The sequence below is a fragment of the Paraburkholderia sp. BCC1876 genome, from assembly GCF_902833695.1.
Taxonomy (GTDB): Bacteria; Pseudomonadota; Gammaproteobacteria; order Burkholderiales; family Burkholderiaceae; genus Paraburkholderia.
In genome coordinates this window covers 520764-544388 of the sequence record NZ_CADFGI010000005.1, presented here as the reverse complement: position 1 = coordinate 544388, position 23625 = coordinate 520764, and the positions used below count along the sequence as shown (strand labels likewise).

Here is a 23625-nt window from a genome sequence, read left to right as displayed (position 1 = left end):
TGAAGTTCATGAAGCATGAGGAGAGTGTTGTCACCATGAAGTCCTCGTTCACCGCAGCAAAACTGTTCGGCGACCGGCAACTGAATTTTCTGCTGATCGTCAACGTGCTCGTCGTGCTGATCGCGACGTGGCTCTCGCATGGTCAGTTCGTCGATATCGACAATCTGCAGTCGATGGGCGGGCAACTCCCCGAACTCGGTCTGCTCGCGCTCGGCATCATGCTCTCGATGGTGTCGGGCAACGGCGGTATCGATCTGTCCGGCGTCGGCCTGGCGAACCTGTCCGGCATGGTCGCGGCGCTGATCGTGCCGCATTTTGTTAATGGCGACAATTCGCCCGCGCTCTATACGTCGCTGTTCTGCGTGATCGTGGTGGTGATGGGATTGCTTGGCGGGCTGTTGAACGGCGTGGTGATCGCGCGGCTCAGGCTCACGCCGATTCTCTGCACGCTCGGCACGCAATTACTGTTCACGGGTTTCGCGGTGGTGCTTAGTAATGGCGCCTCGGTCCATGTGGACTATGTCGATCCGCTGTCGGATATCGGTAACGGTACGGTGTTTCAGGTGCCGATCGCGTTCTGCATCTTTATCGCCGCGGTGATCGTGCTCGGCTGGTTGCTCAGGCGCAGCCCGTTCGGCTTGCGTCTCTATCTGATGGGCACCAATCCCAAAGCGGCTTTCTACGCCGGCATTCCGCGTGCGCGCATGCTGATCACCACGTATGCCATGTGCGGCGTGCTCGCGTCGCTGGCCGGACTGATTAGCGCGACGCATACGTCCAGCGCGAAATGGGACTACGGCAACTCCTATCTGCTGATTGCGATTCTGATCGCGGTGATGGGCGGCGTGAATCCCGCCGGCGGTCATGGCCGCATCATCTGCGTGTTTTTTGCCGCGACGGTGCTGCAGTTTCTGTCGAGCCTGTTCAATCTGATGGGCGTCTCGCAGTTCTTCGGCGATTGCGCCTGGGGCTTTCTGTTGCTGCTGTCGCTCGCGTTTGCGAGTGGCGAGCGGGTGCGGACCATTTTCGGATTCGGCGGCGGGACGGGCGCAACGGGGTCAGGCCCAAGCCCAGGCCCCGGCGCCGCGCAGAAACGTTAGCGAGCGCCAGCGCGCTCGATCAGGGATTCAGTACACAGCGGACAACGAGCCCTGGCTGTCCGTCACGATTAAGTGGGCGACATCGAACGAATAAAGGAGACTTGGCATGAAACTGACTCGACTGAGCGCCGCGTTGACAGCCGGCGCGCTTGCGGTAGGCGTGATCGCGGCGGCGCATGCGGCGACCAATGAGACGATCGTGACCGTCGTCAAGGTGACCGGCATCAACTGGTTCAACCGGATGGACGACGGCGTCAAGCAATTCGCGAAAGACAATCCGGGCGTGACCGCCTATCAGACCGGTCCGGGCCGCGCGGATGCAGCACAGCAACTCAAGATCATCGAAGACCTGATCGCGAAGAAGGTCACGGCCATCGCCGTGGTGCCCTACGATCCGCCCACGCTCGAACCCGCGCTGAAGAAAGCGATGGATCGCGGCATCAAGGTGGTGACGCATGAGGCCGACAACGAAAAGAACACGATGGTCGACATCGAAGCGTTCGACAACACCGCGTACGGTGCGGGCCTGAACGAACGGCTCGCTTCCTGCATGCACGACGACGGCAAGTGGGCCGTGCTGGTCGGCTCGCTCGGCAGCCGTTCGCAGGTGCAGTGGGCCGACGGCGGGATCGGCAACGCGAAGGCCAAGTATCCGAAGATGGATCTGGTCGAGCCGAAGCTCGAAACCAATAACGACGGCGAGCGCGCGTACGAAGTCGCGAAAGAAGTGTTGCGCAAGCACCCGGACCTGAAGGGGTTCCAGGGTTCGTCGTCGCTCGACGTGATCGGCATTGGCCGCGCGGTCGAAGAGGCCGGCATGCAGGGCAAGATCTGCGTGTACGGTACGGGCCTGCCGACAGAAGCGGGCAAGTTCCTCGAAAGCGGCGCGATCAACGGCATTGCGTTCTGGGACCCGAAACTCGCGGGCATTGCAATGAACAAGATCGCGCAGATGCTGATCGACGGCAAGACGGTCGAGAACGGCGCCGACCTCGGCATTCCGGGTTACACGAAGGTCACCGTTGCGAAAGGGCCGGGTAAGGGCATTATCGTGCGCGGTCAGGGCTGGGTGAACGTCGACAAGTCGAACTACAAGCAGTATCCGTTCTGAGCGCGTTGCGCAGTTTGCCTTGTCGGTCACGGCGTCCTCAACGGACTTCCTGCGGGGACGCCGCAACAGTTTCACGTCACGATGAATCGCACCATGAATCAAGACGTATCTTCAGCTAGTTCCGACGCAACGCAGCCGTTTCTGCAGGTGGTCGGCGTACATAAGCGCTTCACCGGCGTGCATGCTTTGCGCGGTGTGAGCCTGTCGTTCGAGCGTGGCCAGATCTATCACCTGCTCGGTGAAAACGGCTGCGGCAAGAGCACGCTCATCAAGATCATCTCCGGCGCGCAGCCGCCTGACGAAGGCGAACTCGTGATCGAAGGCGTGCGTCATGCGCGGCTCTCCGCGCTCGAATCGCTCGCAGCCGGCATCGAAACCGTCTATCAGGATCTTTCGCTACTGCCCAATATGAGCGTGGCGGAAAACGTCGCGCTGACCGCCGAACTGGCCGGGCATGCGGGCAAGCTCGCCCGCACGTTCGACCGCCGCGCGCTGGCGCGCACGGCGGCGCGCGCGCTCGAATCGGTCGGCCTGCCCGGCGACGCCGGGTTTCAGGCGACGCTCATCGAACAATTGCCGCTCGCCACGCGGCAACTCGTGGCGATCGCTCGCGCGATTGCCAGCGAGGCGAAGTTCGTCATCATGGACGAGCCGACTACGTCGCTGACGCAAAAGGAAGTCGACAACCTGATCGCGGTGCTCGCCAATCTGCGCGCGCAGGACGTGACGGTGCTGTTCGTGAGCCACAAGCTCGACGAGTGCTACGCGATCGGCGGCGAAGTGATCGTGCTGCGCGACGGACAAACCATGGCACAAGGACCGATCGCGGATTTCACCAAGGCGCAGATCAGCGAACTGATGACGGGCCGCCATTTGTCCACCGAACGTTATCGCGAAGGTGCGGTAGGGCAGGACGTCGTGCTGGAAGTACGTGGCCTTACGCGTAGCGGCCAGTTCAACGATGTCTCGTTCGCGCTGCATGCAGGTGAAATTCTCGGCGTGACCGGTCTGCTCGATTCCGGGCGCAACGAACTCGCGCGCGCGCTCGCGGGCGTGGCGCCGGCGCAAACCGGGCAAGTCGTGCTCGACGGAAAGAGCATCAGGTTGCGCACGCCGTCGGACGCGAAAGATCATCGCATTGGCTATGTGCCGGAAGATCGCCTGAATGAAGGGCTATTTCTCGACAAGACGATCCGCGACAACGTGATCACCGCGATGATCTCCAGCTTGCGCGACCGCTTTGGTCAAATCGACCGGACACGCGCGACGGCGCTCGCGGAACAGACGGTGAAGGATTTGCAGATCGCTACGCCCGGTGTCGATAAACCCGTGCAGTCGCTGTCGGGCGGCAACCAGCAGCGCGTGCTGATCGGCCGCTGGCTCGCCATCGATCCGCGCGTGCTGATCCTGCATGGGCCGACGGTCGGTGTCGACGTCGGCTCGAAAGACATCATCTATCGCATCATGCAGCGTTTGTCGCAACGCGGGATTGGCATTATTCTGATCAGCGACGACTTGCCCGAACTGCTGCAGAACTGCGACCGCATCCTGATGATGAAGAAGGGCCGCGTGGCGAACGAATATCAGGCCGATACGTTGAGCGAAGCCGACCTGTACCACGCGCTGCTGTCGGAAGCGGCATAAGCACACACGCTGCAGAAAGGACGTCCTACTCATGAACTCGCGCATCCATTCGCGCATGAACCAGACCATGACCACACCGACCGTCGTCGAAGTCGCCCCGGAGGTCAAGCCGCCGAGCTTGCGAGCCAGACTCGCGCGTAATCCCGAGTGGTTCACCGTCGGGCTGATCGTGGTGACGTGCGTGATCGTCGGCGCGATCAACCCGCGCTTCTTTCAACTGGCCACGCTGTTCGATCTGCTGCATTCGGCCACCACGACATCGCTGTTTGCGCTGGGCACGCTGGTCGTGCTCGCGTCCGGCGGGATCGACGTGTCGTTCACCGCCATCGCCGCGCTGACCATGTACGGCATCACGAAAGCGGTGTTCGCGTGGTGGCCCGATGCGCCGTTTGCGCTGATCCTGATGACCGGCGGGATTGGCGGTGTGATGCTGGGCGTGATCAACGGCTTGCTGGTGCATCGGTTGAAAGCGCCTTCGCTGATCGTCACGATCGGCACGCAGTACCTGTATCGCGGGCTGTTGCTGACGTTCATCGGCACGTCGTTCTTCATGAACATTCCGCACAGCATGGATCGCTTCGGCCGCATTCCGCTGGTGTCTTTTCAAACGGCGGATGGTTTGCGCGCCGTGTTGCCCGTTTCCGTCGTGGCGCTGGCGGCGGCCGCACTCGTGACGTGGTGGCTGTTGAACCGGACGATGATGGGGCGCGGTGTCTACGCAATGGGCGGCAGCCTCGCGATTGCCGAGCGACTCGGCTACAACCTGCGCGCGATCCATCTCTTCGTGTTCGGCTATACCGGCATGCTGGCCGGCATTGCGGGCATTCTGCATGTATCGAACAACCGGCTCGCGAATCCGTTCGATCTGGTGGGCTCGGAACTCGATGTGATTGCCGCGGTGATTCTGGGCGGCGCGCGCATTACCGGCGGCACGGGGACGGTGGCGGGCACGCTGCTCGGCGTGGTGCTCGTGACGTTGATCAACAACGTGCTGATTCTGGTGGGCGTGCCGAGTACCTGGCAGAAGGTGATTATCGGCGCGTTCATTCTGATTGCCGGCACGCTGTTCGCGTTTCAGCGGAAGAATTGAATGCGGTGGTGTTGAACGCGGTTTGCCGCGCTTGCCGCTTGCCGCTTGCGACGCGACGCGTTATGACGCGCGCCGCGGCAAGCCGGCTTATTTACGCTTGCGCGGCGTTTGACCGGCTTCGGTGATGATCGAATCGAAGTCGTCGACCTGCGAGAAACGCACGGCCTTGACGACGCCGAACTTGCTCTTGTCCACTACCAGATGACGCTCCACGGCACTTGCCATGGCCGCCTGTTTGAGCGCGACTTCATGGAAATTCCAGCAGGTGACGCCGCGCGCGGTGTCTACGCCGCCCGCCGAGATAAACGCCTTGTTGATGCCCATGCGGCGCAGCATTTCCAGGCTTTCTTCCCCTGCGAATGAATCCGAAGAAGGAATGTAGACGCCGCCTAGCAGAATCATTCGCACATTCGGCTTGCGCCGCAAAATCTCCGCGACGTTCAGCGAATAACACACCACGGTCACGTGACGTTCAATGGGAATCAGCCGCGCCAACGTGGTGAGCGTCGTACCGCAATCGATAAACAGCGTTTCGTTATCGCCAATGAGACCCGCCGCCACAGCGGACGCTTCCGCTTTGGCCTGCGCGAAATGGTCTTTCTCTTCTTCGAGTGAGTAGCCGGCGTTATTCGGCACGTCCGTCGCGCTGACGATGTAGCCACCGAGATAGGTGAATCGTTCGGGACTGCCGGCGATGTCGCGGCGGACAGTCATCTCCGAAACGTTCAGCAGGCTCGCGGCGTCGCGCAAGCGCATCACGTTCTGCTTGGCCAGCGCTTCGGCGAGGGCGCGGAGGCGATCGGGTTTCAGCATGGAGTTCCTGTCGCGCGATGTGGGAGGTCGTTATGTTTTGTACGGTTTGATGGGAGAATTATAACAAGGTGTGTGGGTCGCGGCGAGGGCGATTATCAGATTGCCGACTGTTAAATGCGGGGCGATTTTGAATGAATAAACCGTCAACGCCGAACGGCCGGAATGGGCCGATTGGCGATGACGGTTCGGTAAAAGGACGTGACGTTTATTTTGCTGCGGCTGCGCGTTCTATTGCGGCGATGTCGATTTTTTTCATGGTCATCATGGCTTCCATCGCACGTTTTCCGGCTTCGCGATCGGACCCGGTGACGAGTTCGAGCAAGCGCCGGGGCGTGATCTGCCACGAAAAGTCCCAACGGTCTTTGCACCATCCGCAAGGCGCTTCCGCTCCGCCGTTGCCCACAACGGCGTTCCAGTAGCGGTCGGTTTCTTCCTGGGTATCCGTCTCAACCATGAAACTGATCGCCTCGTTCGGCTTGTAGTTGGGGCCGCCGTTCAGCCCCACGAAGCGCCGCCCGAGCACGGTGAACTCGACTGTCAGATCCGGGCCCTGGCCCACACCCGGCATAGGGGAAGGATGACCTGCGGTGACATGACTATCGGGGAAGGTCGCGGCGTAAAACTCCGCCGCCTCACGTGCTCTGCCTTGATCGAACCACAGGCATGTTACTAGCTCGGCCATTGCACTCTCCTTGTAGAAACTCGCACTATCGACTGGTTTCGAAGCAAGCGCCAAAGGTCCATATCGTCGAGACGGTTGGCACTCTTGCTGACACGATCCCGGTTGTCGAGTTCCTGATTTACGGAAAGTCGAGTCCCACCAGGTCCCGCTTGATCGCGACGCACTTTATCTCGACCAGCAAGCCCGCAACGGCGAGTTCGGATACGCCGATGGCGGTCCATGCGTATGTGCCTCGTGGGAACACGCGATTCTTGACCTCGCGGAATCCCGGCATATGCGTGCTCATTTGCACGTGGTACGTCGTCATGTCGACAACGTCCTCGAACGTACAACCGGCCGCTTGCAGTACTACGCGCAGGTTCTCCCAGCAGGCCAGAAATTGCGCCTCGGGATCGGCAATGACGTCGAGATCCGCTGTACGGCCAACCTGGCCGGCGCAGAAAACGGTGGCGCCGACTTTCACGGCGGGGACATAGCCTGCACGCTCGACAATGGGTTGCATCGTCGGCGGGATGATCAATTCGCGGTCTGTCATGGGTTTTTCCGTTGCCGGGTTGAGGCGGTGACTTGAGGTGTTTCGGATTGCGGTTCGTTAGTCTCTGGCGATCATCACTTTGTTCTCGTGTTTGACGCCGCCAAGCTCGAAGTACGTTACGCCGTCCTGCAGCATGCCGCGGGAGTGGTAAAAGGAAATGGCTTTCTCATTGTGTGAGTTGACCATCAGCCAGATTGCCCGATTGCCGGTTCTCTCCAGTGCAATGCTTCTGGCTTGTGTCAGTAATGCAGACCCGATACCGCAGCCGGCGAAAGAGGCCTGAATGTAGAGCGTTTCGATCTCGGTGGACACATCGGCATGGTGCGAATCTAAGCGCATGACGAGATAGCCGGCGAGATTGCCTTCTGCCTCGGCGATCAATAGAACCACTTGTGGGTCGCTTAATAGCGTGAGAACTTTTTCTGGCGTGAATGTCGTCAGCACATAGTGCGCGATGATCTCGGATACGCCACCTGCTGCGTAGGTATGTACCCACACCTGTGCGCCCAGTACCGCGATGCGTGCTGTGTCGGCCGGCTCGGCCGTTCTGATTGAATGCGTCGGTATCATCTTTGTTCTTTTGGGGTAACGCCGTACAGGCGGTTCGTCTGAGCGCTTGCTGACATTTCGTAATGTTGGAGTCTATAAATGGGTGACTGTCAAGCCGATTATTTTCCCCGCCAGTGAGACAGATCGACACAGAACATGTATTAATGACGTCGGCACGACAGTAGCGAAATCGGCTTGCAGGCATGAGCCGCCAGTTGAGACATGCAACTCGAGAGGAAACCATGAAAGTGGTTTTGAGTATAGCGGTCCGCACTTTTGTCACGACCAGCCTGGCTGGTGGTGCATCGGTCATCCAGGCGCAAAGCGTCCTGCCACCGCCGGCTCAGCCCTTCAAGGGCAAAATCGAGTTGCGCGCCAAAGACTCCAAAGTTGACTTTCCGCGCCAGACCACCGCGCCGGCCGGTGCCCCGAATATCCTGCTGGTTCTGCTCGACGACGTGGGCTTCGGCGCGGCCAGTACGTTCGGCGGTCCGGTCGATACGCCCACGCTCGAACAGCTCGCGCAGCATGGTTTGCGCTACAACGAATTCCACACCACGGCCATGTGCTCGCCGACACGCGCCGCGCTGCTATCCGGGCGCAACCATCATTCGGTCCACACCGGCCAGATCATGGAAATGGCGACGGGCTACCCCGGTTACGACTCGCTGGTAGGCCGCGATACGGCAGGGATCGGCGAAATCCTCCGGCAGAACGGCTGGAATACGGCCTGGTTCGGCAAGGATCACAACGTGCCCGACTGGGAAACGAGCCAGGCGGGGCCTTTCGACCGTTGGCCTACGGGCCTCGGTTTCGAGAAGTTCTACGGCTTCATTGGCGGCGACATGAACCAGTGGCGCCCGCTCCTCTTCGACAACACCACACCGATCGAACCGTATGTCGGCAAACCCGACTACAACCTCGACTACGACCTCGCCGATCAGGCGATCAAGTACGTCCAGACCCAGCATTCGATGGCGCCGGACAAACCGTTCTTCATCTACTACGCGCCGGGCGCCACGCATGCGCCGCATCATCCGCGCAAGGAGTGGGTGGACATGTACCGCGGCAAATTCGATCAGGGCTGGGACGTGTTACGTGAGCAGACGCTCGCACGTCAGAAGCAACTCGGTATCGTGCCGCAAGATACCGATCTGACTAAGCGCTCGCCCGGCATTCCGGCATGGAACAGTTTGTCCGCGGACGACCGGAAGCTCTATGCCCGCATGATGGAAATCTATGCCGGCTATCTGGAACAGACGGACTACAACGTGGGCCGCGTGATCAAGGCGATCGACGACATGGGGCTGTCGGACAATACGCTGGTGATTTATATCGTGGGTGACAACGGGGCGAGTGGGGAAGGCGGCGTGGGTGGTTCGACCAACCTCGAAGGTGCGATGAATGGTGTCGTGCCGACCACTGCGCAAATGCTGCCTAAGATCGAGGATCTCGGCACCTGGAAGACCTATAACCATTTCCCGGTTGGCTGGGCGCACGCGCTCGACACGCCGTTCCAATGGACCAAGCAGATTGCGAGTCACTTCGGCGGGACGCGTAACGGCATGGTTATTTCGTGGCCCGCGCATATCAAGGAAGATGGACAGATTCGCTCGCAGTGGCATCACGTGATCGATATTCTGCCCACCGTGCTGGATGTTTCTCACGTGCCGCAACCGGTCGAAGTCAATGGCGTCAAGCAGCGGCCGATTGAAGGCGTCAGCATGGCCTATACGTTCGATCAGCCGAACACGCCTTCAACGCGGCGCACGCAATATTTCGAGCTGTTCGGCAATCGCGCGATCTATCACGACGGCTGGATCGCCGCGACCACGCCGATCGCGCCGCCGTGGGCGACCGAGGTGCCGAATGTCGACGTGATCGACGGTTATAAATGGGAACTGTACGACGTCGACAAGGACTTCAGCGAAGCGCACGATCTCGCGGCGAGCGATCCCGCGAAACTGAAACAGATGCAGAAGCTCTTCTACAGCGAAGCGCGCAAATACAACGTGCTGCCGCTTGATAACGACCGCGTGATGCGCCTCAATCCGTCGAACCGGCCGAGTCTGACGGCGGGCCGCACGTCTTACACCTACTACGCGGGCACTAAGCGCATTCCCGAAGGGGTTGCGCCGGACATGAAGAACCGCTCGTGGAGCATCACGGCCAAAGTGGAGATTCCGAAGGAGGGCGCGCAGGGCATGATCGCGACGCTTGGTGGCCTGTTCGACGGCTGGGCACTGTATCTCGACGAAGGCAAACCGGTCTTCCACTACAACTTTGCCAACGCGGCGCATTACAACATCGAGGGCGCTGAGGCACTGACGCCGGGGCTGCATACGATCGTTTTCGATTTTAAGTATGACGGCGGCGGGATCGGTAAAGGCGGCCTGGGAACCTTGATGGTGGACGGCAAACAGGTCGCCCAAGGACGGATCGAGCACACCGTGGCGGTGCGTTTCACCATGAGCGTGGAGACGCTCGATATCGGCGAAGACACCGGCACGCCGGTGAATCTCAGCTACGACGTGCCATTCACCTTTACCGGCAAGATCGACACCGTCACGATCGATCTCAAGCCGCACGACGCGGCGTCGGCTTCGATGCAGAAGGAAGTCGAGCGCAAGGCGGCCGAGGCGGCCCTGTCGCGCGAATAGAACCCGCCATGATCGACTCGCACGCGGCAGACACACACGCATCGTCCGCCTTTTCCGACGCCGCGAAGCAGAGCTTTCACGCCATGTCGAAGCCGAGCGGCTCGGACTGCAATCTCGATTGCGAGTACTGCTTCTACCTCGAGAAAGAGGCGCTTTATCCGAGCGAGCGCAGACGGCGCATGAGTGACGATGTGCTCAGCGACTACGTGCGCAACTACATCGCGTCGCAGCCGGCCGGCCATGAGGTTGCGTTCACGTGGCAAGGCGGCGAGCCCACCTTGCTCGGGATCGACTTCTACAAACGCGCCATAGCGCTGCAAAAGCACTTTGGCGCCGGCCGCACCATCACCAATAGTTTCCAGACCAACGGACTGCTGCTGGACGATACGTGGTGCCAGTTCTTCGCCGATGAAGACTTTCTGATCGGACTATCGATCGACGGTCCCGCGGACATTCACGACGAGTACCGGATCACGAAGGGCGGCAAGCCGAGTCACGCGCTGGTGGTGAGTGCGCTGGAGCGGCTCAGGAAACATGGCGTTCGCTTCAACGTGCTCGCCTGCGTCAATCGACGCAGTTCGCGCGAACCGCTTAGGGTCTACGAATTCCTGCGCTCGCTGGGCGTGGAGTATGTGCAGTTCATTCCGGTGGTCGAACGGCGCGCGGATCCGGCCAGCGAGGCGATTGGACTCACGCTGCAGGGTCCCGGCGGGAAGGTGTTGCTGAAGGCACAACCGCATACGGCTGAGCGCCTGACGGACTGGTCCGTCTTGCCTGAGGACTACGGCAACTTTCTGAATGCGATTTTCGACGTATGGGTGCGTCGCGACGTCGGCCAATGCTATGTGATGAACTTCGAATGGGCGCTGGCCAATTACATGGGCGAACCCGGCGCCGCGTGCCACCATCAGCCGACCTGCGGCAACGCGGTCGTGGTCGAACACAATGGCGACGTCTATGCGTGCGATCATTTCGTTTATCCGGAATATCGCCTGGGCAATCTCTCCGAGGCGTCGCTGTCCAGCATGCTGGATTCACCGCAGCAAACCCAATTCGGCGAAGACAAACTCACGACGTTGCCGCAGCAATGCCGACAATGCAGCATGTTGCGCGGCTGCTGGGGCGGCTGTCCGAAGCATCGTTTTGCCGTGACGCGCGACGGCGAAGCGGGACTGAATTTTCTCTGCGCGGGGTACTACAGTTTTTTCTCGCACGTCGCGCCTTATTTGCGTGTGCTGGCGGAGTTGATTCGCAGCGGCCGGCCTGCGAGTGACATCGTCAAGGCGACGCTGATGGTGGTGGGCGATTCTGCTGCGGCGAAGACCTCCCGCGTTTAGCGTGGCGATCTGGACGGCCGGTTAGGCCGGCGAATCCGCCGGCCTATTGTCGCAAGTCCGCACGTTCACCTTCGCATTCGAGCCATGAGCGAAACAGCGCGACCAGTTCATCGGCCGACTTCTCATCCGGCACATACGTGCAATAGCTCCGCGACGCCAGTCGAGGACCGGCGAACGGTGTGACAAGCCGGCCGGCCGCGAGATCGTCGGCGATCAGCGCGGTCGGTCCCATCGCGATACCGATTCCATCGACGGCGGCTTGCAACGTCAGATAGAAGTGGTCGAAGGTTAGCGCCGCAGCCGGGGCGAGTGCGGCAATTTCTGCTCTCGCCAGCCAGTCCGGCCAAAGCCGCGGCAGGCTCGACGTATGCAGCAACGTGTGCTGCCGGATGTCTTCGGGTGTTTGCAGCGGCAGTCGCTGCAGCAGCGCGGGACTGCAGACGGGGATCCGCTCTTCGGCCAGGAATGGCCGCATCGAATAGCCGTAGAAAGTATCCGGGCCGCCGCGGATGATGACCTCATAACTCCCCGGCAGACTTTCCACCGGCTCGTTCGACGTTTCTACGTTGACGTCCACGCCGGGATGCGCAGCGCGGAATGTGGCCAGTCGCGGCACCAGCCACCGCAACGTGAATGTGGCGGGTGCGTTGACGGAGAGTGTTCGCGAGACCGGTTGAGGCAGACCGTATTTCGCGGTTGCTTGCGAGATGTGCTCGAACAGCGGACCGATTTCCGCCAGGTAAGCTCTGGCCGCCGGTGTCAGCGCCACGCGCCGGTTGTGCCGCTCAAACAGCAATGCGCCGAGCCATTCCTCGAGCAGGCGCACCTGCTGACTCACCGCGCCGTGCGTGACGTGCAATTCGGCGGCGGCGTCCTTGAAGCTGCCGAGCCGGCCCGCGGCTTCGAAAGCGCGCAGGGCATTGAGCGGAGGCAATAGCCGTTTCATTCGGAGTAGTTTATCTAACGCGAATTGCGAATTTATCTCAGTTGTTCGCGGGTCACAAGATAGATATTCTGTTTACTCGATTGAATCTATCCCTTCTTTTGTGGCCCGGAATTCGCATGCTGAGTTATACCGGCGGCTTCGTCCTCTTTGCCGCCTTGCTCCACGCGAGCTGGAACGCGATGTTGCACAGCAATCGCGACCGCTTCCTTTCCATGACGTGGATGAGTATCGCCATCGCAACGATCGCCACGCTCGCGGTGGTGTTCGTCACGCCGCGGCCGGCCGCCGCGGCCTGGCCATATATCGTCGCGTCGGGGTTCGTGCATACCTTTTACAACGTGACCCTCGTGCGCTCGTATCGCAGCAACGATCTCGCGCGGGCCTATCCGATTGCACGCGGTTCGTCGCCGCTGCTCGTCACGCTCGGCGCGGCGCTGTTCGCGCATGAAGCGATCGGCCTCTTGCATGTGCTGGGGATTGTGATGATATCGGGCGGCATCGTCGCGATTGCGCTGGACGGGAGTCGTGTTTCGCGCGCCGGTGTGCTGGCCGCATTGACGACCGGCGCGACAATTGCTGTCTATACCGTGATCGACGGTATTGGCGTGCGCCTGTCCGACGGCCGGGCACTCGCCTATACCGCGTGGATGTTTCTGTTCTATTGGCTGATGCCGGTACTGTTCGTCGCGATGCGAGGACTCGCGGCGTTGTGGGCGCCGGTGAGGGCGGAGCCTTGGGCGGTGAGCTCGTCGCTGGTCGGCGGCCTCGTGTCGATCGCGGCGTACGGCATCGTGATCTGGGCGCTGCAGTCGGGTGCGATGGGCGCGGTATCGGCATTGCGCGAAACCAGCGTGGTGTTCGCGGTGCTGATCGGTCGACTGTTTTTGCGGGAGACGGTCAGCGCAAAGCGCTGGCTCGCGTGCGTGGTCGTCGCGGCGGGGGCGGTGTGTCTGGGGCTTTGACATTGTCTGAAGCGCATGATGGGGTGCTCTTGCGTCAGCGTTTCGCTGAATGCTCGCAAACTCATGTCCCCTGGCGGCCATTCGAGGCGACAGGCCGGACCACTTCACAAGAAGGATGGCTTCATGCTCAAGAACATTGCAACCGGCCTGCTCGACGTTGTCTATGACGAACAGGGCGACCCCGGCGGATGGCCGGTCGTGCTGCTGCACGGTTTCCCCTACGACATCCGCGCGTACGACGATGTGTCGCCGCGCCTCACGTCACAAGGCGCTCGCGTCATCACGCCGTATCTTCGCGGATATGGGCCAACGCGTTTCCTCGCACCAGCAACCCCTCGTTCGGGTCAGCAGGCGGCGCTCGGGGCCGACCTGTTAGCGCTGCTCGACGCGCTTCAGATCGAACGGGCCGTCCTGGGTGGCTACGACTGGGGCGGCCGGGCAGCGTGCATCGTGGCGGCGCTGTACCCGTCACGAGCGCGAGGGTTGGTGTCGGTTAACGGCTACAACATCCAGAACATCGCCAAGGCCGTGCGGCCGGCCAGCCCTGAGAAAGAACATCGGCTCTGGTATCAATACTATCTGCATGGTGAACGCGGCCGGGCTGGGTTGACTGAGAACCGTCGCGCGTTCTGCCGGCTCTTATGGTCGTTGTGGTCGCCGACCTGGCGCTTTGACGATGCCACCTACGCGAGCTCGGCAGAGGCGTTCGACAATCCGGATTTCGTCGACGTGGTGGTGCATTCCTACCGGCACCGTTTCGGACTGGTCGAGGGCGATCCTCAGTTCGACGACATGGAGCGACGCCTCGCGGCCATGCCGTCGATCACCGTGCCCACGATCACACTCGAAGGAGACGCCGATGGCGTCTCGTCGCTGTCGGAAACCAAGTCGGATTCAAACCGTTTCACCGGACGCCATGAGAACCGCGTCGTGCCGAATGTCGGTCACAACCTGCCGCAGGAGGCGCCAGAAGCGTTCGCTAGCGCGGTGCTCGATATCAACGCCTGGGCCGATTGAGCCGCCGCCCTTCGCTCAGTCTCAGCCTGAATCACTATTTCATCGTCACGTGGAGGTTCGTTCAATGAATGCTGTTTCGCAGACCCCGTTGATTCTGATAACCGGTGGCGCTCGTGGCGTAGGCGCGGCGACTGCGCGGCTTGCTGCCGCGCGGGGCTACGACGTGGCGATAAGCTTCGTCTCCAACGAATCCGCCGCCCTTGCTGTGGCGGCCGATGTGGAAGCCGCCGGTCGACGCGCTTTAGCGACGCGCGCGGACAGCGCAGATCCTGAGCAGGTCGCTCAGCTATTCGCCGCGATCGACCGGAAGTTCGGCCGGATCGATGTGCTGGTGAATAACGCCGCGATCATTGCACGGCAGTCGCGGCTGGAGGATCTCGAATTCGCGCGGATGCAGCGCATTTTCGCGGTCAATTCGATCGGTCCGATCCTTTGTGCACAGCAGGCGGTGAAGCGGATGTCGCGTCGTCACAATGGTCGAGGCGGCGTCGTGATTAACGTCTCGTCGGCATCGGCCCGGCTCGGTAGTCCAAACGAGTATGTCGACTATGCCGCGTCGAAGGGCGCGCTTGAGACGTTCACCATCGGCTTCGCCAAAGAAGTCGCGCGGGATGGGATACGCGTCAACTGTATTCGCCCTGGACACATTTACACCGAAATGCATGCGAGCGGCGGAGAGCCGGGGCGGGTGGATCGTGTCAAAGACTCGATCCCCATGGGACGAGGCGGTCAACCCGAAGAGGTTGCGCAGGCGATTCTGTGGCTGGCGAGCGCCGAGGCTTCGTTCGTCACCGGCACGTTCCTCGATGTCACCGGCGGCAAGTGAGGTGAACGACAACGTGCGGCGTGCGACGTGCAGGGCTTTCATTGACGCAAGGTGTCAGGCATCTAAGCCCGGGTGCTCACGCGCGTTCCGCCACCCTCAGCAGTTGATCGAGAACCGGCGTGAGAAAGTGCACGCTCACGGCGTTGCCCTGTTCGATCGCGGCTGATAAAAGGCCGATGACCCAGAGCGACGCGTAGAAGCCCGTCGCGCGCCTGCGCTCGCCTTGCGGCGCCCAACAGCGTAGCAGCGCTTCGGCGTAGCGGCGGCCACGTTCCCCGACCAGCGTGTCGATGTGCGCGAGCGTCGTGCCCAGCACGAGCAGTGGATCGCCGTAGCACACCGAGTCGAAGTCGATCAGTCCGCTCAGTTCGTTGTCGTCCACCAGGACGTTCTTGATGGTCAGATCGTGGAGAAAGCAGACCGGGCGCAGTGTGTCGAAGTAGTCTTCGAGCGACGCGCGTACGAGGCCCAGTCGCGCGCGAAAGCGGTCGATCGGCGTGGCATCCGCACGCGCGAGTGTCGCGACGTGAGACGCAATCGGGGTAGGCTCGTCGAAGATCTCCGTCCAGCGTGCACGAGGCGCACGGGCGCCGATCGCGGTCCAGCCGAAACCACCCTGCGCGGGGGCGGGCAGTTGTTGCGCCACCCGGCACTGGAAGGTGATCACGGCTTCGGCAATCCGTTCGGCCTGCCGGGCATCGAGCGAGTCGAAGACGTAGAAGAGATCGCGGCCGGGCAGCCAGTCGAGCACCACGAAATCGCCACCCGTGGGCGTGGTGCCTTGGGCCAGCACGGTCTGCACCGGCAGGCCGAGGCCATGCAGCGCCGCGAGATTCGCGCCGGTGTGCAAGAACGTTTGAGCTTTGGGGCTGACGCGTACCGCCAGTGAACGGCCGCCGGCCATGTGGGCGCGGTACACCGTGTTGCTGCTGTGAGCGAACGCCTGGCGCTCGAGTCGCAGCGGCCGTTCGCCGTGTACGTCTGCGATGCATTGGGCGATTGCTGCATCGTCGTTGCCTGGCTGATCGCCCATCTTGCCGCCCGGTGTGCCTTGGTAGCGGCGTATTACAGCAGGCGGGGGCAGGGCTCGGCAATTGACCGATTATTGGAGAATGTTTCGGGCGTAACGGGAGAGGTAAGGTAGGTGGGCGTGTGCTGTTGGTGTTGTCATGCCGCGTAACCCGTCGAAATATTCTGGCTGAGTTTGTGGGGGCGTTGGTGAGGTTAGGCGGGGGGCGCTGATTCAACCGGTTTTTTTCAAGGGTTCCGACTTCACCCAAAGCAGACCGCCGCGACTTCTGACAGCGACGATTCAAAAATATTCGTAGCCGGCGAGGAGAGCGGAGCGCTCCTCCACGAGCCCCGAATAGGTTGCTGCCTATGAAGATGGATGATCGATGAATTGGTATTGGATTATCGCGTCGCGATATCCCAGGATGGTGCCGATAATAATCGCCAGAAACACAACGCCCAGAATGATTGGTTTTTTTGAGCGATGACGGATTCCGGCATCGAAGTAAAATAGGCTAAACGTTGTGACCAACCCCTGGCATGCCAGCGTCGCGAGATATCTCTTCAGGCTTATGCCGTGTTGATACGGCATCCAGTTTTCCCCCTCATTTATTCCAAGATTGAAATCAGTGGGTGTCAAATAATCATAGCAATACCAGGTCGCAATCGAGATCAACGGGACCATCAGACCGATAAAAATGTACGCGTATCGACCAACACGAGGATGAAGAACGCGCGTCATGAACGACTGGGCGATCTGGGATAGTGAAAATACAATAAATATTCCAATCGCCGCTACAAGGCTAAACAACGGCGGAGTTAAAATCATCATCAACACGGCGTTGCTTTTGGATCTGTTCGGATTTCCGTGGATAAAATCGATCAACACCAGGGAGGTGACAATAGATATGGACAAAATCAAGGCAGCGAAAAAGGCGATCCAAAGTAGGCTTTTTGTAAATAAATATCGCGTATCAGTTCCCTTCTCGCTTCTTGTATTCATATTTTGATCGAAAGAGTCGAACGTTATTTATCGTGACAATTATTGTTCCAGAAAAACAGAAAGTCGACATCTCGATCACATGTCGCCGTCTGGCCGCCCTCGGAATCCGACGACGGCCCGCGTGCGACCCATCAAGGGCGGCTTGACCGTCAAAAACGGCCATTTATAGCCCAAGTCCCTGCCCGCTGGCATTCCGGCCAGGCAGGCGATGCAGGGCGATCCAATATGCGCCGGCCGACCTCGCCGCCCAGATTGTGCGATCATTGCGCCCAAAGTCGACAATTGACGCGACGGAAGAGTCTTTGGCCCATGATCGAACCCCCAATCGGGCGCCCGGTATCGGATAGACCACCGTTGCACGTTGCCTGTCGAGTCACCGGTTAACGAGGAGTATTTGCAACATGGCAGTCCCAATTTCGCAGGCCTGGACGGTCGCTACCTACGTCCTGAAACAGAAGCTGATGCGGCGTCGTCGCTATCCGCTCGTCCTCATGCTCGAGCCGCTGATGCGCTGCAATCTCGCGTGTGCGGGATGCGGGAAGATTCAATACCCGGCGCACGTCCTGAAATCTGAGCTGACGCCGGAGCAATGCTTCAAGGCTGTCGAGGAATGCGGCACGCCGATGGTCGCGATTCCGGGCGGCGAACCGCTTCTGCATCCGCAGATGCCCGAGATCGTCGCCGGCCTCGTCGCGCGTAAGAAGTACGTCTATATGTGTACGAACGCGCTGCTCCTCGCGAAGAACCTGCACCTGTTCAAGCCGAGCAAGTACCTGTCGTTCTCGGTTCACGTCGACGGCCAGCGCGAGCATCACGACTTTGCGGTGTGCCGCGAAGGCGGCTATGACATCGCGATGGAAGGCGTGCGTGCGGCCGTGGCGGCGGGTTTCCGCGTCACGACCAATACCACCCTGTTCGACGGCGCCGATCCGAACAGCGTGCGCCTGCACTTTGACGAAATGATGGAAGCGGGCGTCGAAAGCATGATGGTGTCGCCCGGCTACACGTACGACAAGGCACCGGACCAGAAGCACTTCCTCGGCCGCGCACGTTCGAAAAAGCTGTTCCGCTCGATCCTGTCGAACCGGAAGAAAAGCTGGCGCTTCAACGCGTCGCCGATGTTCATGGAATTCTTGATGGGCAAGAAGGAGCTGACCTGCACGCCGTGGGGTATGCCGACGTACAGCATCTTCGGTTGGCAAAAGCCGTGTTACCTGCTTCAGGACGGCTACGCCGACACCTTCGACGAACTGATGGAAAGCGTGAAGTGGTCCGAATACGGCACCGAAAGCGGCAATCCGAAGTGCGCGAACTGCATGGTGCACTCGGGTTACGAGGCGAGCGGCGTGAACTACACGTTCGGTTCGTTCAAGGGCATGTTCCAGACGGTCAAGGCCATGCTGTTCGATCGCTACGAAGACCGCGAGGCGACCGAGATTCTCGCCGGCTGGAAGAAAACCACGCACGAAGTGCCGATTACGTTTATCCCGAAGGCGCAGCGCGCCGACGCCGCGAAGACTGAAGAAGTCCAGGCCGTCGCGCAACCGGTCAAGGCAGTCGCGCCGGATGAGATGGAGAACGCTCCTGGCACGGCACACGAGAAACTCGAAGGCTGGGCGCCCGAACTGACGACCGAAGCGGAAGTGCGCGAGGCGATGGAAAAGGCCTTCGACTACCGTGGCGACGTCACGATCACCCGCAAGGACGGCTCGGCTGTCGCGGGCTATCTGTACGACCGCCAGTACGGCGCGGCCTTCAAGGACTGCTTCGTGCGGATCATTCCGACCGGCAAGAAGGACAAGGAAACCATTCCGTACGCGCAGATCGGTTCCATTGCGTTCACCGGCAAGGACACCGCCGCCGGCAAGACCTTCGAGAATTGGGTCAAGCGATACTGGGAGAAGAAAGCTGCCGGTGAGCAGAACATCCAGATCGAGCCGGAATATCTCGGCGACTAATCGTAAAAGACGGCCAGCCGGCATTCAGACGAATGCGCGGCTGGCGTCTTGCGAACTTCAATCCTGTCGAAGCCAGGTGGGCAATGTGGATGCCATGCACAGCGCCCCGGGCTCACTCGCATAGTGGCAACGGTACTTCAACCGCGGACCGCCACAGTAACCACCACAAGAGCCGAGAAGAGCAGCGCCGGGGCGAGATGCCGGAACGGTTCCCGATTGCGCACCAACGTGAAAAGCGCGCCGATCATGATCGCGCCGGCCAACGCCAGGCCTAACACTCTCGTTTGTTGTCCAGCGAGAAGCGCCGCACTCAACAGTTCAAGCGCGCCACAAAGCAAATGAAACCAGGCTGGGTAACCCCAGCGTGCGAAGTCACGCCTCACCGCGCCGCGTCCCACGAGATTGACCACGCCAGCCACCGCGAACAGCACCGCGACGATCATCGCGAGAATCGATTCTAAAGATGCGGTGTTGAGCGCCATCGTCATGCTCCGTTGCCTTGCTGAAAGTGCGTCTGCACGGAGAGGTCCGCGATCAGTCGTGGGCCGTGGGGTTCCCAGGCAAGAACCCGCCGGGCGTGCTGGCCGCTGACTGTCTGGTCGAGCGCTAGTGCATCAGCAAATGGCCCGAGCGCTTGGCGAGCATCGTCGAGCGGCCAGAATTCGACGCGATCTGCGCCGACCGAGGCCCGGATCGCTTCGCCCATTTCGGCGACGGCAACGGCGTCTTCCGCGACTACGTTGAGGATTTGTCCCGTAACTGGAGCGTCTCCGCTTGCCGCCCGCTCCACCGCGCTCAGATATGCCGTGGCGAGATCGTCGACGTGCACGGCAGGCCAGTGGTTGCGACCATCGCCGACGACTCTCACACTGCCGGTCTGACGGACCATACCGGCGAGCATGCCGAAGACACCGCCACCGTAGCCGTGCACCATCGCCGGTCTGAGGATCACGGCGCCAATCGAGCGGCGTGCTGCCAGCGCCAGCACGTGTTGCTCCACAGCCGGCCGCCACGCGACGAGTGGTGTCGGGTTCAGCGCCGTTGCTTCAGTCGCGCATTCGCCCTCCGTATTCCCGTAGACCCAGGTGCCCGACGTATAGACAAACGCCGCGCCCGGACGCAAATGCGACAGCATTGCCTCAACGGCGGCCTTGTCGGCAGCAGCGGCGGAAGCGTCGTTGGTCGACGCGGCGTGCACCACGCCATCAGCGGCGCCGGCAGCCGCCGCGAAAGACTGCGGCTCACGCAGGTCGCCGGCATGCAGTTTCACGCCGAGACGTGCCAGCGCGCGGGCGGCCGCCGAGCCGTCCTGGCGCACCAGCGCCGTCACTTGATGGCCGAGGCCGATTGCCTTGCGCGCGACCGCTTGCCCGATGTAGCCCGTGCCACCAGTAATGAACAGTTCCATAGCGTTTCCCTCGATGAATGTCTGCGAAGTCGATAAATCACTCGAACGAGACTCATGAGTCTCGTTTCCGCAAATCTAAACGAGACTGACCAGTCTTGTCAACGGTCCGGCGATCTGTTATTTATCGGGGGATGAACACGCCCTCTCTCCCCGATCTGAGCCCGCTGCAACTCCGTAAGCGATCCGCCATCCTCGACGGTGCGAAAACCGTTTTTTTACGCCAGGGTTTCGGCCTGGCAACGATGGACGATGTCGCCGCGGCTGCTGGCGTCGGCAAGCAGACGGTCTACCGCCACTTCAAGTCGAAGGAGGCGCTCTTCGTTGGCTTGGTGAGTTCGATGTGCGCTCAGGTGGGCGGCGCTCTGGTCAGCGCTCAGGACGGGCAATCCGATGGCTCACCCGAAGTCGAGTTGCGCCAATTGGGATGGGTGATGGCACAAAGCCTTATCGAGCCCGATTATCTGCGGCTTTACCGGGCCATCGTTGCCGAGGCCGAGCGTCTTCCGGAACTCGGTCAGGTGTTTCACGAAAACGGCGCAAAGGTCGTGCGCGCCTTCGCCGCAAAAATTCTGCGAAAGAGATTTGATGAATCGACTGCCGCATTGCGGGCAGCGACCTTCGTTCAGTTGGTGCTCGGTGACGCGTATCTGGAACTGTCGATTGGCTTCACGGTGCCCGATGTTGAAGCGCGTTTCGCGCTGCAGATTGACGAGGCGGTGGCGGCTGCGCTTCGCTAGGGAGCGTCGCATCAGGTGTCGAGCCGCCGCATGTGGGGCGCTTAGCCATTCCCGCCGTGCCACAACGTCAGCTTGTTCGACACGACCAGTACGCCGGGGACGGTCCGCGCGATTTGTTCAGCCTGGCGGATCTGATCGGCGCTATGCACCGTTCCGGTCAGGAATACCGCGCCGTCACGAGCACGGACGAACACGCCCGCCACATTGAAACCAGGCGCCCGCGCCAGCGCTTGCCGGACTGCCTTTGACAGATCGCTGTCGGACTGTGCTTCGTTGTCGCCACCGATCATCCGCTGCGGCGCCGGCACGGAGTACGTTGGACCCGTCTGCACGCAAGCCGACAAAGCCGCCGCTGCAACAGCCGCCCACAGGGTCCGTACGGGTTTGCGGATCATGACTTTCGTCCAGTGTGCGGGTTGTCGTTCCCCACGGTCTGAATTATGGAGTGCCAGAAGGCGTGCCGGCACCGATTTTTCTCGTCTGCAGAATCAGCCACATTCATCACAGCCTGGGCACACGCTCGCTAGAAAGAAATCCACGATCAGGTTGGCGTTCTTTGCCTTCCGGTCAGCTTGTTCTCGCCGCGTTCGGTAACGCGTTCAATGCAGACACCATCTGTTCACGCATCCAGCGGTGCGCTGGCGAACCGGCGTGTCGCTTATGAAAAAATACCTTGAGTACGTAGCGCGGAATATCGAACGGCGCAGGGTAAATCGTTAGCGGGATCGCGTTCGCCAGTTGTCGCGCTACCCGTCGAGGCAACGTGATCAGAAACTGCGAATTGGCGACGATGAATGGGGCGGCCATCACGCAAGGCAATTGCACGGCGACGTCGCGAACGAATCCCGACTTCAGCAGCGTCCCGTCAACAACACTGCCTTCGGCGTTCCATGGGGTAACGACGACGTGCCGTTCTGCCAGGTACTGCGCCAGCGACAGCTTTTTCCTGATTCGCGGATGCCCCTTGCGGACCGCGACCACGTAATCGTCCGCCGGGCAATCGAGCGATTCGAGTCCGGATTCGGCATTTTCGTCTTCTTCCGAAAACCCGAGGGCGAACTGAACCCGCCCAGAGGCGAGGTCATCCAACGATTCGCGATGGGTCGAATAGATCACGCGGACGCGGAGTTGAGGGGCGTCGCATTCCAGCGCCGCGATCAACGGAGGTAGCAACGCGAACGCGGTGAAGTCAGTCGCGGCGAACACGAAGGTCTGACTGCTCTCTGACGGAACAAACGGGCCAAAATCCGCCAGACTGCCCGTCAGGTTTCGCAATGCTTCGCTGACGCCCGATGCAATCTGTTCAGCTCTCGCCGTCGGCTGCATACCGTTTCCGTAGCGGACGAAAAGCTCGTCTCCCAAAGCGCTACGCAGACGCGAGAGCGCGTGACTGCATGCCGACGAGCTTAGGCAAAGCTCCTCGGCCGCCGAGATTACGCTCCGATGTCGGAATAGCGCGTCGAAGACCAGCAGCAAGTTCAGATCGATACGGCGAAGGCTGTCATGCATGATGTGCAATGTTGGATGAATGAAATGCAGCATGTGCATATTGCATCTCTTTTATCATCGTGTCTTTCCTACCTTCAGCGACCGGTCTCCGGTCGAACCTTGCAGATGACAACGCCGAGCTTCCGACAAGCGATTCCGTCCGACACCGACCACTGCTTTGAGATCGAAACCTCGGCCTATGAGGGCGACGAGGCTGCCACACGGAATAAGATCGCCACTCGAATTCTCGAATACCCGCAAGGGTTCCTGGTGATGGAACTCGACGGGAAGGTGATCGGCTTTATCAACAGCGGCTGTGCGTTCGACGTGGTCATGTCCGACGAAGCGTTCAAGGAGCTTGTCGGGCACGACCCTGCCGCGCCGAATGTCGTGGTGATGTCGGTGGTGATCGATCCGGCGCAGCAGGGGAAAGGCTACGCGTCGCTGATGATGCAAACCTTCGTCTCGCGGATGGTTGAGATGGGCAAGGAAACCATTCATCTCATGTGCAGGGAGCGTCATGTCGCACTGTATGAACGCCTTGGTTATCGCTATGTCAGGCCGTCCGGTTCCGATCATGGCGGCATGTCGTGGCACGAGATGATGATGGCGATTTGAGTCGCGAATCGATTAACCGCCGGATGGCGCAGAGGCGCCAGGGTCCGGGAGAGCGCTCCATCCCGCAGACGTCCATTTCCCGCTTGCAATCGGCTATTCGATGATCGTTATCCTGACGCGCGACCACGAA

Annotated in this window: 23 protein-coding genes; 12 read left to right on the top strand and 11 right to left on the bottom strand. The window is 60.7% G+C overall.

The window, feature by feature from the left end; all coding sequences use genetic code 11:
• Nucleotides 1–35: 35 nt before the first annotated feature.
• The 4 genes from HWY05_RS21470 to HWY05_RS21455 all read left to right on the top strand — a co-directional run bounded on the left by HWY05_RS21470 (nucleotide 36) and on the right by HWY05_RS21455 (nucleotide 4945).
• A complete protein-coding gene (locus HWY05_RS21470; protein WP_176059522.1) occupies nucleotides 36–1100 on the top strand; it encodes an ABC transporter permease in 1065 nt (354 codons plus the stop codon).
• A 106-nt stretch (nucleotides 1101–1206) separates the two neighbouring features.
• Nucleotides 1207–2211 (top strand): autoinducer 2 ABC transporter substrate-binding protein, encoded by a 1005-nt coding sequence (locus HWY05_RS21465; RefSeq protein ID WP_035555464.1) that lies wholly within the window; start codon nucleotides 1207–1209, stop codon nucleotides 2209–2211.
• 93 nt (nucleotides 2212–2304) lie between these two features.
• Nucleotides 2305–3855, top strand: coding sequence for a sugar ABC transporter ATP-binding protein (locus HWY05_RS21460; protein WP_176059521.1), 1551 nt, complete (start codon nucleotides 2305–2307; stop codon nucleotides 3853–3855).
• A gap of 31 nt (nucleotides 3856–3886) precedes the next feature.
• Nucleotides 3887–4945, top strand: coding sequence for an ABC transporter permease (locus HWY05_RS21455; RefSeq protein ID WP_176059520.1), 1059 nt, complete (start codon nucleotides 3887–3889; stop codon nucleotides 4943–4945).
• 87 nt (nucleotides 4946–5032) lie between these two features.
• Here HWY05_RS21455 and HWY05_RS21450 read toward each other — a convergent pair whose 3' ends face one another.
• From HWY05_RS21450 to HWY05_RS21435, 4 genes are all read right to left on the bottom strand, one after another.
• The gene (locus HWY05_RS21450) at nucleotides 5033–5758 is read right to left on the bottom strand and encodes a DeoR/GlpR family DNA-binding transcription regulator (protein ID WP_035555470.1); all 726 of its coding nucleotides are present in this window, start codon (nucleotides 5756–5758) and stop codon (nucleotides 5033–5035) included.
• 205 nt (nucleotides 5759–5963) lie between these two features.
• Nucleotides 5964–6440 (bottom strand): VOC family protein, encoded by a 477-nt coding sequence (locus HWY05_RS21445; protein WP_176059519.1) that lies wholly within the window; start codon nucleotides 6438–6440, stop codon nucleotides 5964–5966.
• 118 nt (nucleotides 6441–6558) lie between these two features.
• Nucleotides 6559–6975, bottom strand: a complete 417-nt coding sequence (locus HWY05_RS21440) for a RidA family protein (RefSeq protein WP_176059518.1) — start codon at nucleotides 6973–6975, stop codon at nucleotides 6559–6561.
• 57 nt (nucleotides 6976–7032) lie between these two features.
• Nucleotides 7033–7545, bottom strand: coding sequence for an N-acetyltransferase (locus HWY05_RS21435; RefSeq protein WP_176059517.1), 513 nt, complete (start codon nucleotides 7543–7545; stop codon nucleotides 7033–7035).
• 221 nt (nucleotides 7546–7766) lie between these two features.
• Here HWY05_RS21435 and HWY05_RS21430 point away from each other — a divergent pair, with 221 nt between their 5' ends.
• Both HWY05_RS21430 and HWY05_RS21425 read left to right on the top strand, forming a co-directional pair.
• The gene (locus HWY05_RS21430) at nucleotides 7767–10184 is read left to right on the top strand and encodes an arylsulfatase (RefSeq protein WP_244146664.1); all 2418 of its coding nucleotides are present in this window, start codon (nucleotides 7767–7769) and stop codon (nucleotides 10182–10184) included.
• Between the two features lie 8 nt (nucleotides 10185–10192).
• Complete coding sequence (locus HWY05_RS21425; protein ID WP_244146663.1) at nucleotides 10193–11521, top strand: anaerobic sulfatase maturase; 1329 nt, start codon at nucleotides 10193–10195, stop codon at nucleotides 11519–11521.
• Between the two features lie 43 nt (nucleotides 11522–11564).
• On the opposite strand, the gene gcvA is transcribed toward HWY05_RS21425, so the two are convergent.
• Entirely contained in the window at nucleotides 11565–12467 is a 903-nt protein-coding gene (gcvA, locus tag HWY05_RS21420) for a transcriptional regulator GcvA (protein WP_176059515.1), read from the bottom strand.
• A 116-nt stretch (nucleotides 12468–12583) separates the two neighbouring features.
• Here gcvA and HWY05_RS21415 point away from each other — a divergent pair, with 116 nt between their 5' ends.
• From HWY05_RS21415 to HWY05_RS21405, 3 genes are all read left to right on the top strand, one after another.
• Nucleotides 12584–13429 (top strand): DMT family transporter, encoded by an 846-nt coding sequence (locus HWY05_RS21415; RefSeq protein WP_176059514.1) that lies wholly within the window; start codon nucleotides 12584–12586, stop codon nucleotides 13427–13429.
• 123 nt (nucleotides 13430–13552) lie between these two features.
• Nucleotides 13553–14446 (top strand): alpha/beta hydrolase, encoded by an 894-nt coding sequence (locus HWY05_RS21410; RefSeq protein WP_176059513.1) that lies wholly within the window; start codon nucleotides 13553–13555, stop codon nucleotides 14444–14446.
• A 64-nt stretch (nucleotides 14447–14510) separates the two neighbouring features.
• On the top strand, nucleotides 14511–15272 hold the full coding sequence (locus HWY05_RS21405) for an SDR family oxidoreductase (protein WP_176059512.1): 762 nt from the start codon (nucleotides 14511–14513) through the stop codon (nucleotides 15270–15272).
• Between the two features lie 76 nt (nucleotides 15273–15348).
• Here HWY05_RS21405 and HWY05_RS21400 read toward each other — a convergent pair whose 3' ends face one another.
• On the bottom strand, nucleotides 15349–16305 hold the full coding sequence (locus tag HWY05_RS21400; protein ID WP_035555489.1) for an aminoglycoside phosphotransferase family protein: 957 nt from the start codon (nucleotides 16303–16305) through the stop codon (nucleotides 15349–15351).
• 345 nt (nucleotides 16306–16650) lie between these two features.
• Nucleotides 16651–17286, bottom strand: a complete 636-nt coding sequence (locus HWY05_RS21395; protein WP_035555493.1) for a hypothetical protein — start codon at nucleotides 17284–17286, stop codon at nucleotides 16651–16653.
• Nucleotides 17287–17687: 401 nt separating this feature from the next.
• Here HWY05_RS21395 and hpnH point away from each other — a divergent pair, with 401 nt between their 5' ends.
• Nucleotides 17688–19244: an adenosyl-hopene transferase HpnH gene (hpnH, locus tag HWY05_RS21390; protein WP_197070233.1), complete on the top strand. Its 1557-nt coding sequence runs from the start codon at nucleotides 17688–17690 to the stop codon at nucleotides 19242–19244.
• A 137-nt stretch (nucleotides 19245–19381) separates the two neighbouring features.
• Here hpnH and HWY05_RS21380 read toward each other — a convergent pair whose 3' ends face one another.
• Together HWY05_RS21380 and HWY05_RS21375 are read right to left on the bottom strand one after the other, a co-directional pair.
• Nucleotides 19382–19726 carry a DoxX family protein gene (locus HWY05_RS21380; protein WP_176059511.1) on the bottom strand — a complete coding sequence of 115 codons (345 nt, stop codon included), beginning with the start codon at nucleotides 19724–19726 and terminating at the stop codon, nucleotides 19382–19384.
• A 2-nt stretch (nucleotides 19727–19728) separates the two neighbouring features.
• The gene (locus HWY05_RS21375; protein ID WP_035555497.1) at nucleotides 19729–20652 is read right to left on the bottom strand and encodes an NAD-dependent epimerase/dehydratase family protein; all 924 of its coding nucleotides are present in this window, start codon (nucleotides 20650–20652) and stop codon (nucleotides 19729–19731) included.
• 131 nt (nucleotides 20653–20783) lie between these two features.
• Here HWY05_RS21375 and HWY05_RS21370 point away from each other — a divergent pair, with 131 nt between their 5' ends.
• Nucleotides 20784–21389, top strand: a complete 606-nt coding sequence (locus HWY05_RS21370) for a TetR/AcrR family transcriptional regulator (protein WP_035555499.1) — start codon at nucleotides 20784–20786, stop codon at nucleotides 21387–21389.
• A 41-nt stretch (nucleotides 21390–21430) separates the two neighbouring features.
• Here the strand turns inward: HWY05_RS21370 and HWY05_RS21365 are convergent, their stop codons facing one another.
• Together HWY05_RS21365 and HWY05_RS21360 are read right to left on the bottom strand one after the other, a co-directional pair.
• Nucleotides 21431–21784, bottom strand: a complete 354-nt coding sequence (locus HWY05_RS21365; protein WP_035555501.1) for a BON domain-containing protein — start codon at nucleotides 21782–21784, stop codon at nucleotides 21431–21433.
• Nucleotides 21785–21956: 172 nt separating this feature from the next.
• Nucleotides 21957–22937, bottom strand: a complete 981-nt coding sequence (locus tag HWY05_RS21360; RefSeq protein ID WP_176059510.1) for a LysR substrate-binding domain-containing protein — start codon at nucleotides 22935–22937, stop codon at nucleotides 21957–21959.
• Nucleotides 22938–23003: 66 nt separating this feature from the next.
• Between HWY05_RS21360 and HWY05_RS21355 the strand changes: the two genes are divergently transcribed.
• Nucleotides 23004–23495, top strand: a complete 492-nt coding sequence (locus HWY05_RS21355) for a GNAT family N-acetyltransferase (RefSeq protein WP_035555506.1) — start codon at nucleotides 23004–23006, stop codon at nucleotides 23493–23495.
• Nucleotides 23496–23625: the final 130 nt, after the last annotated feature.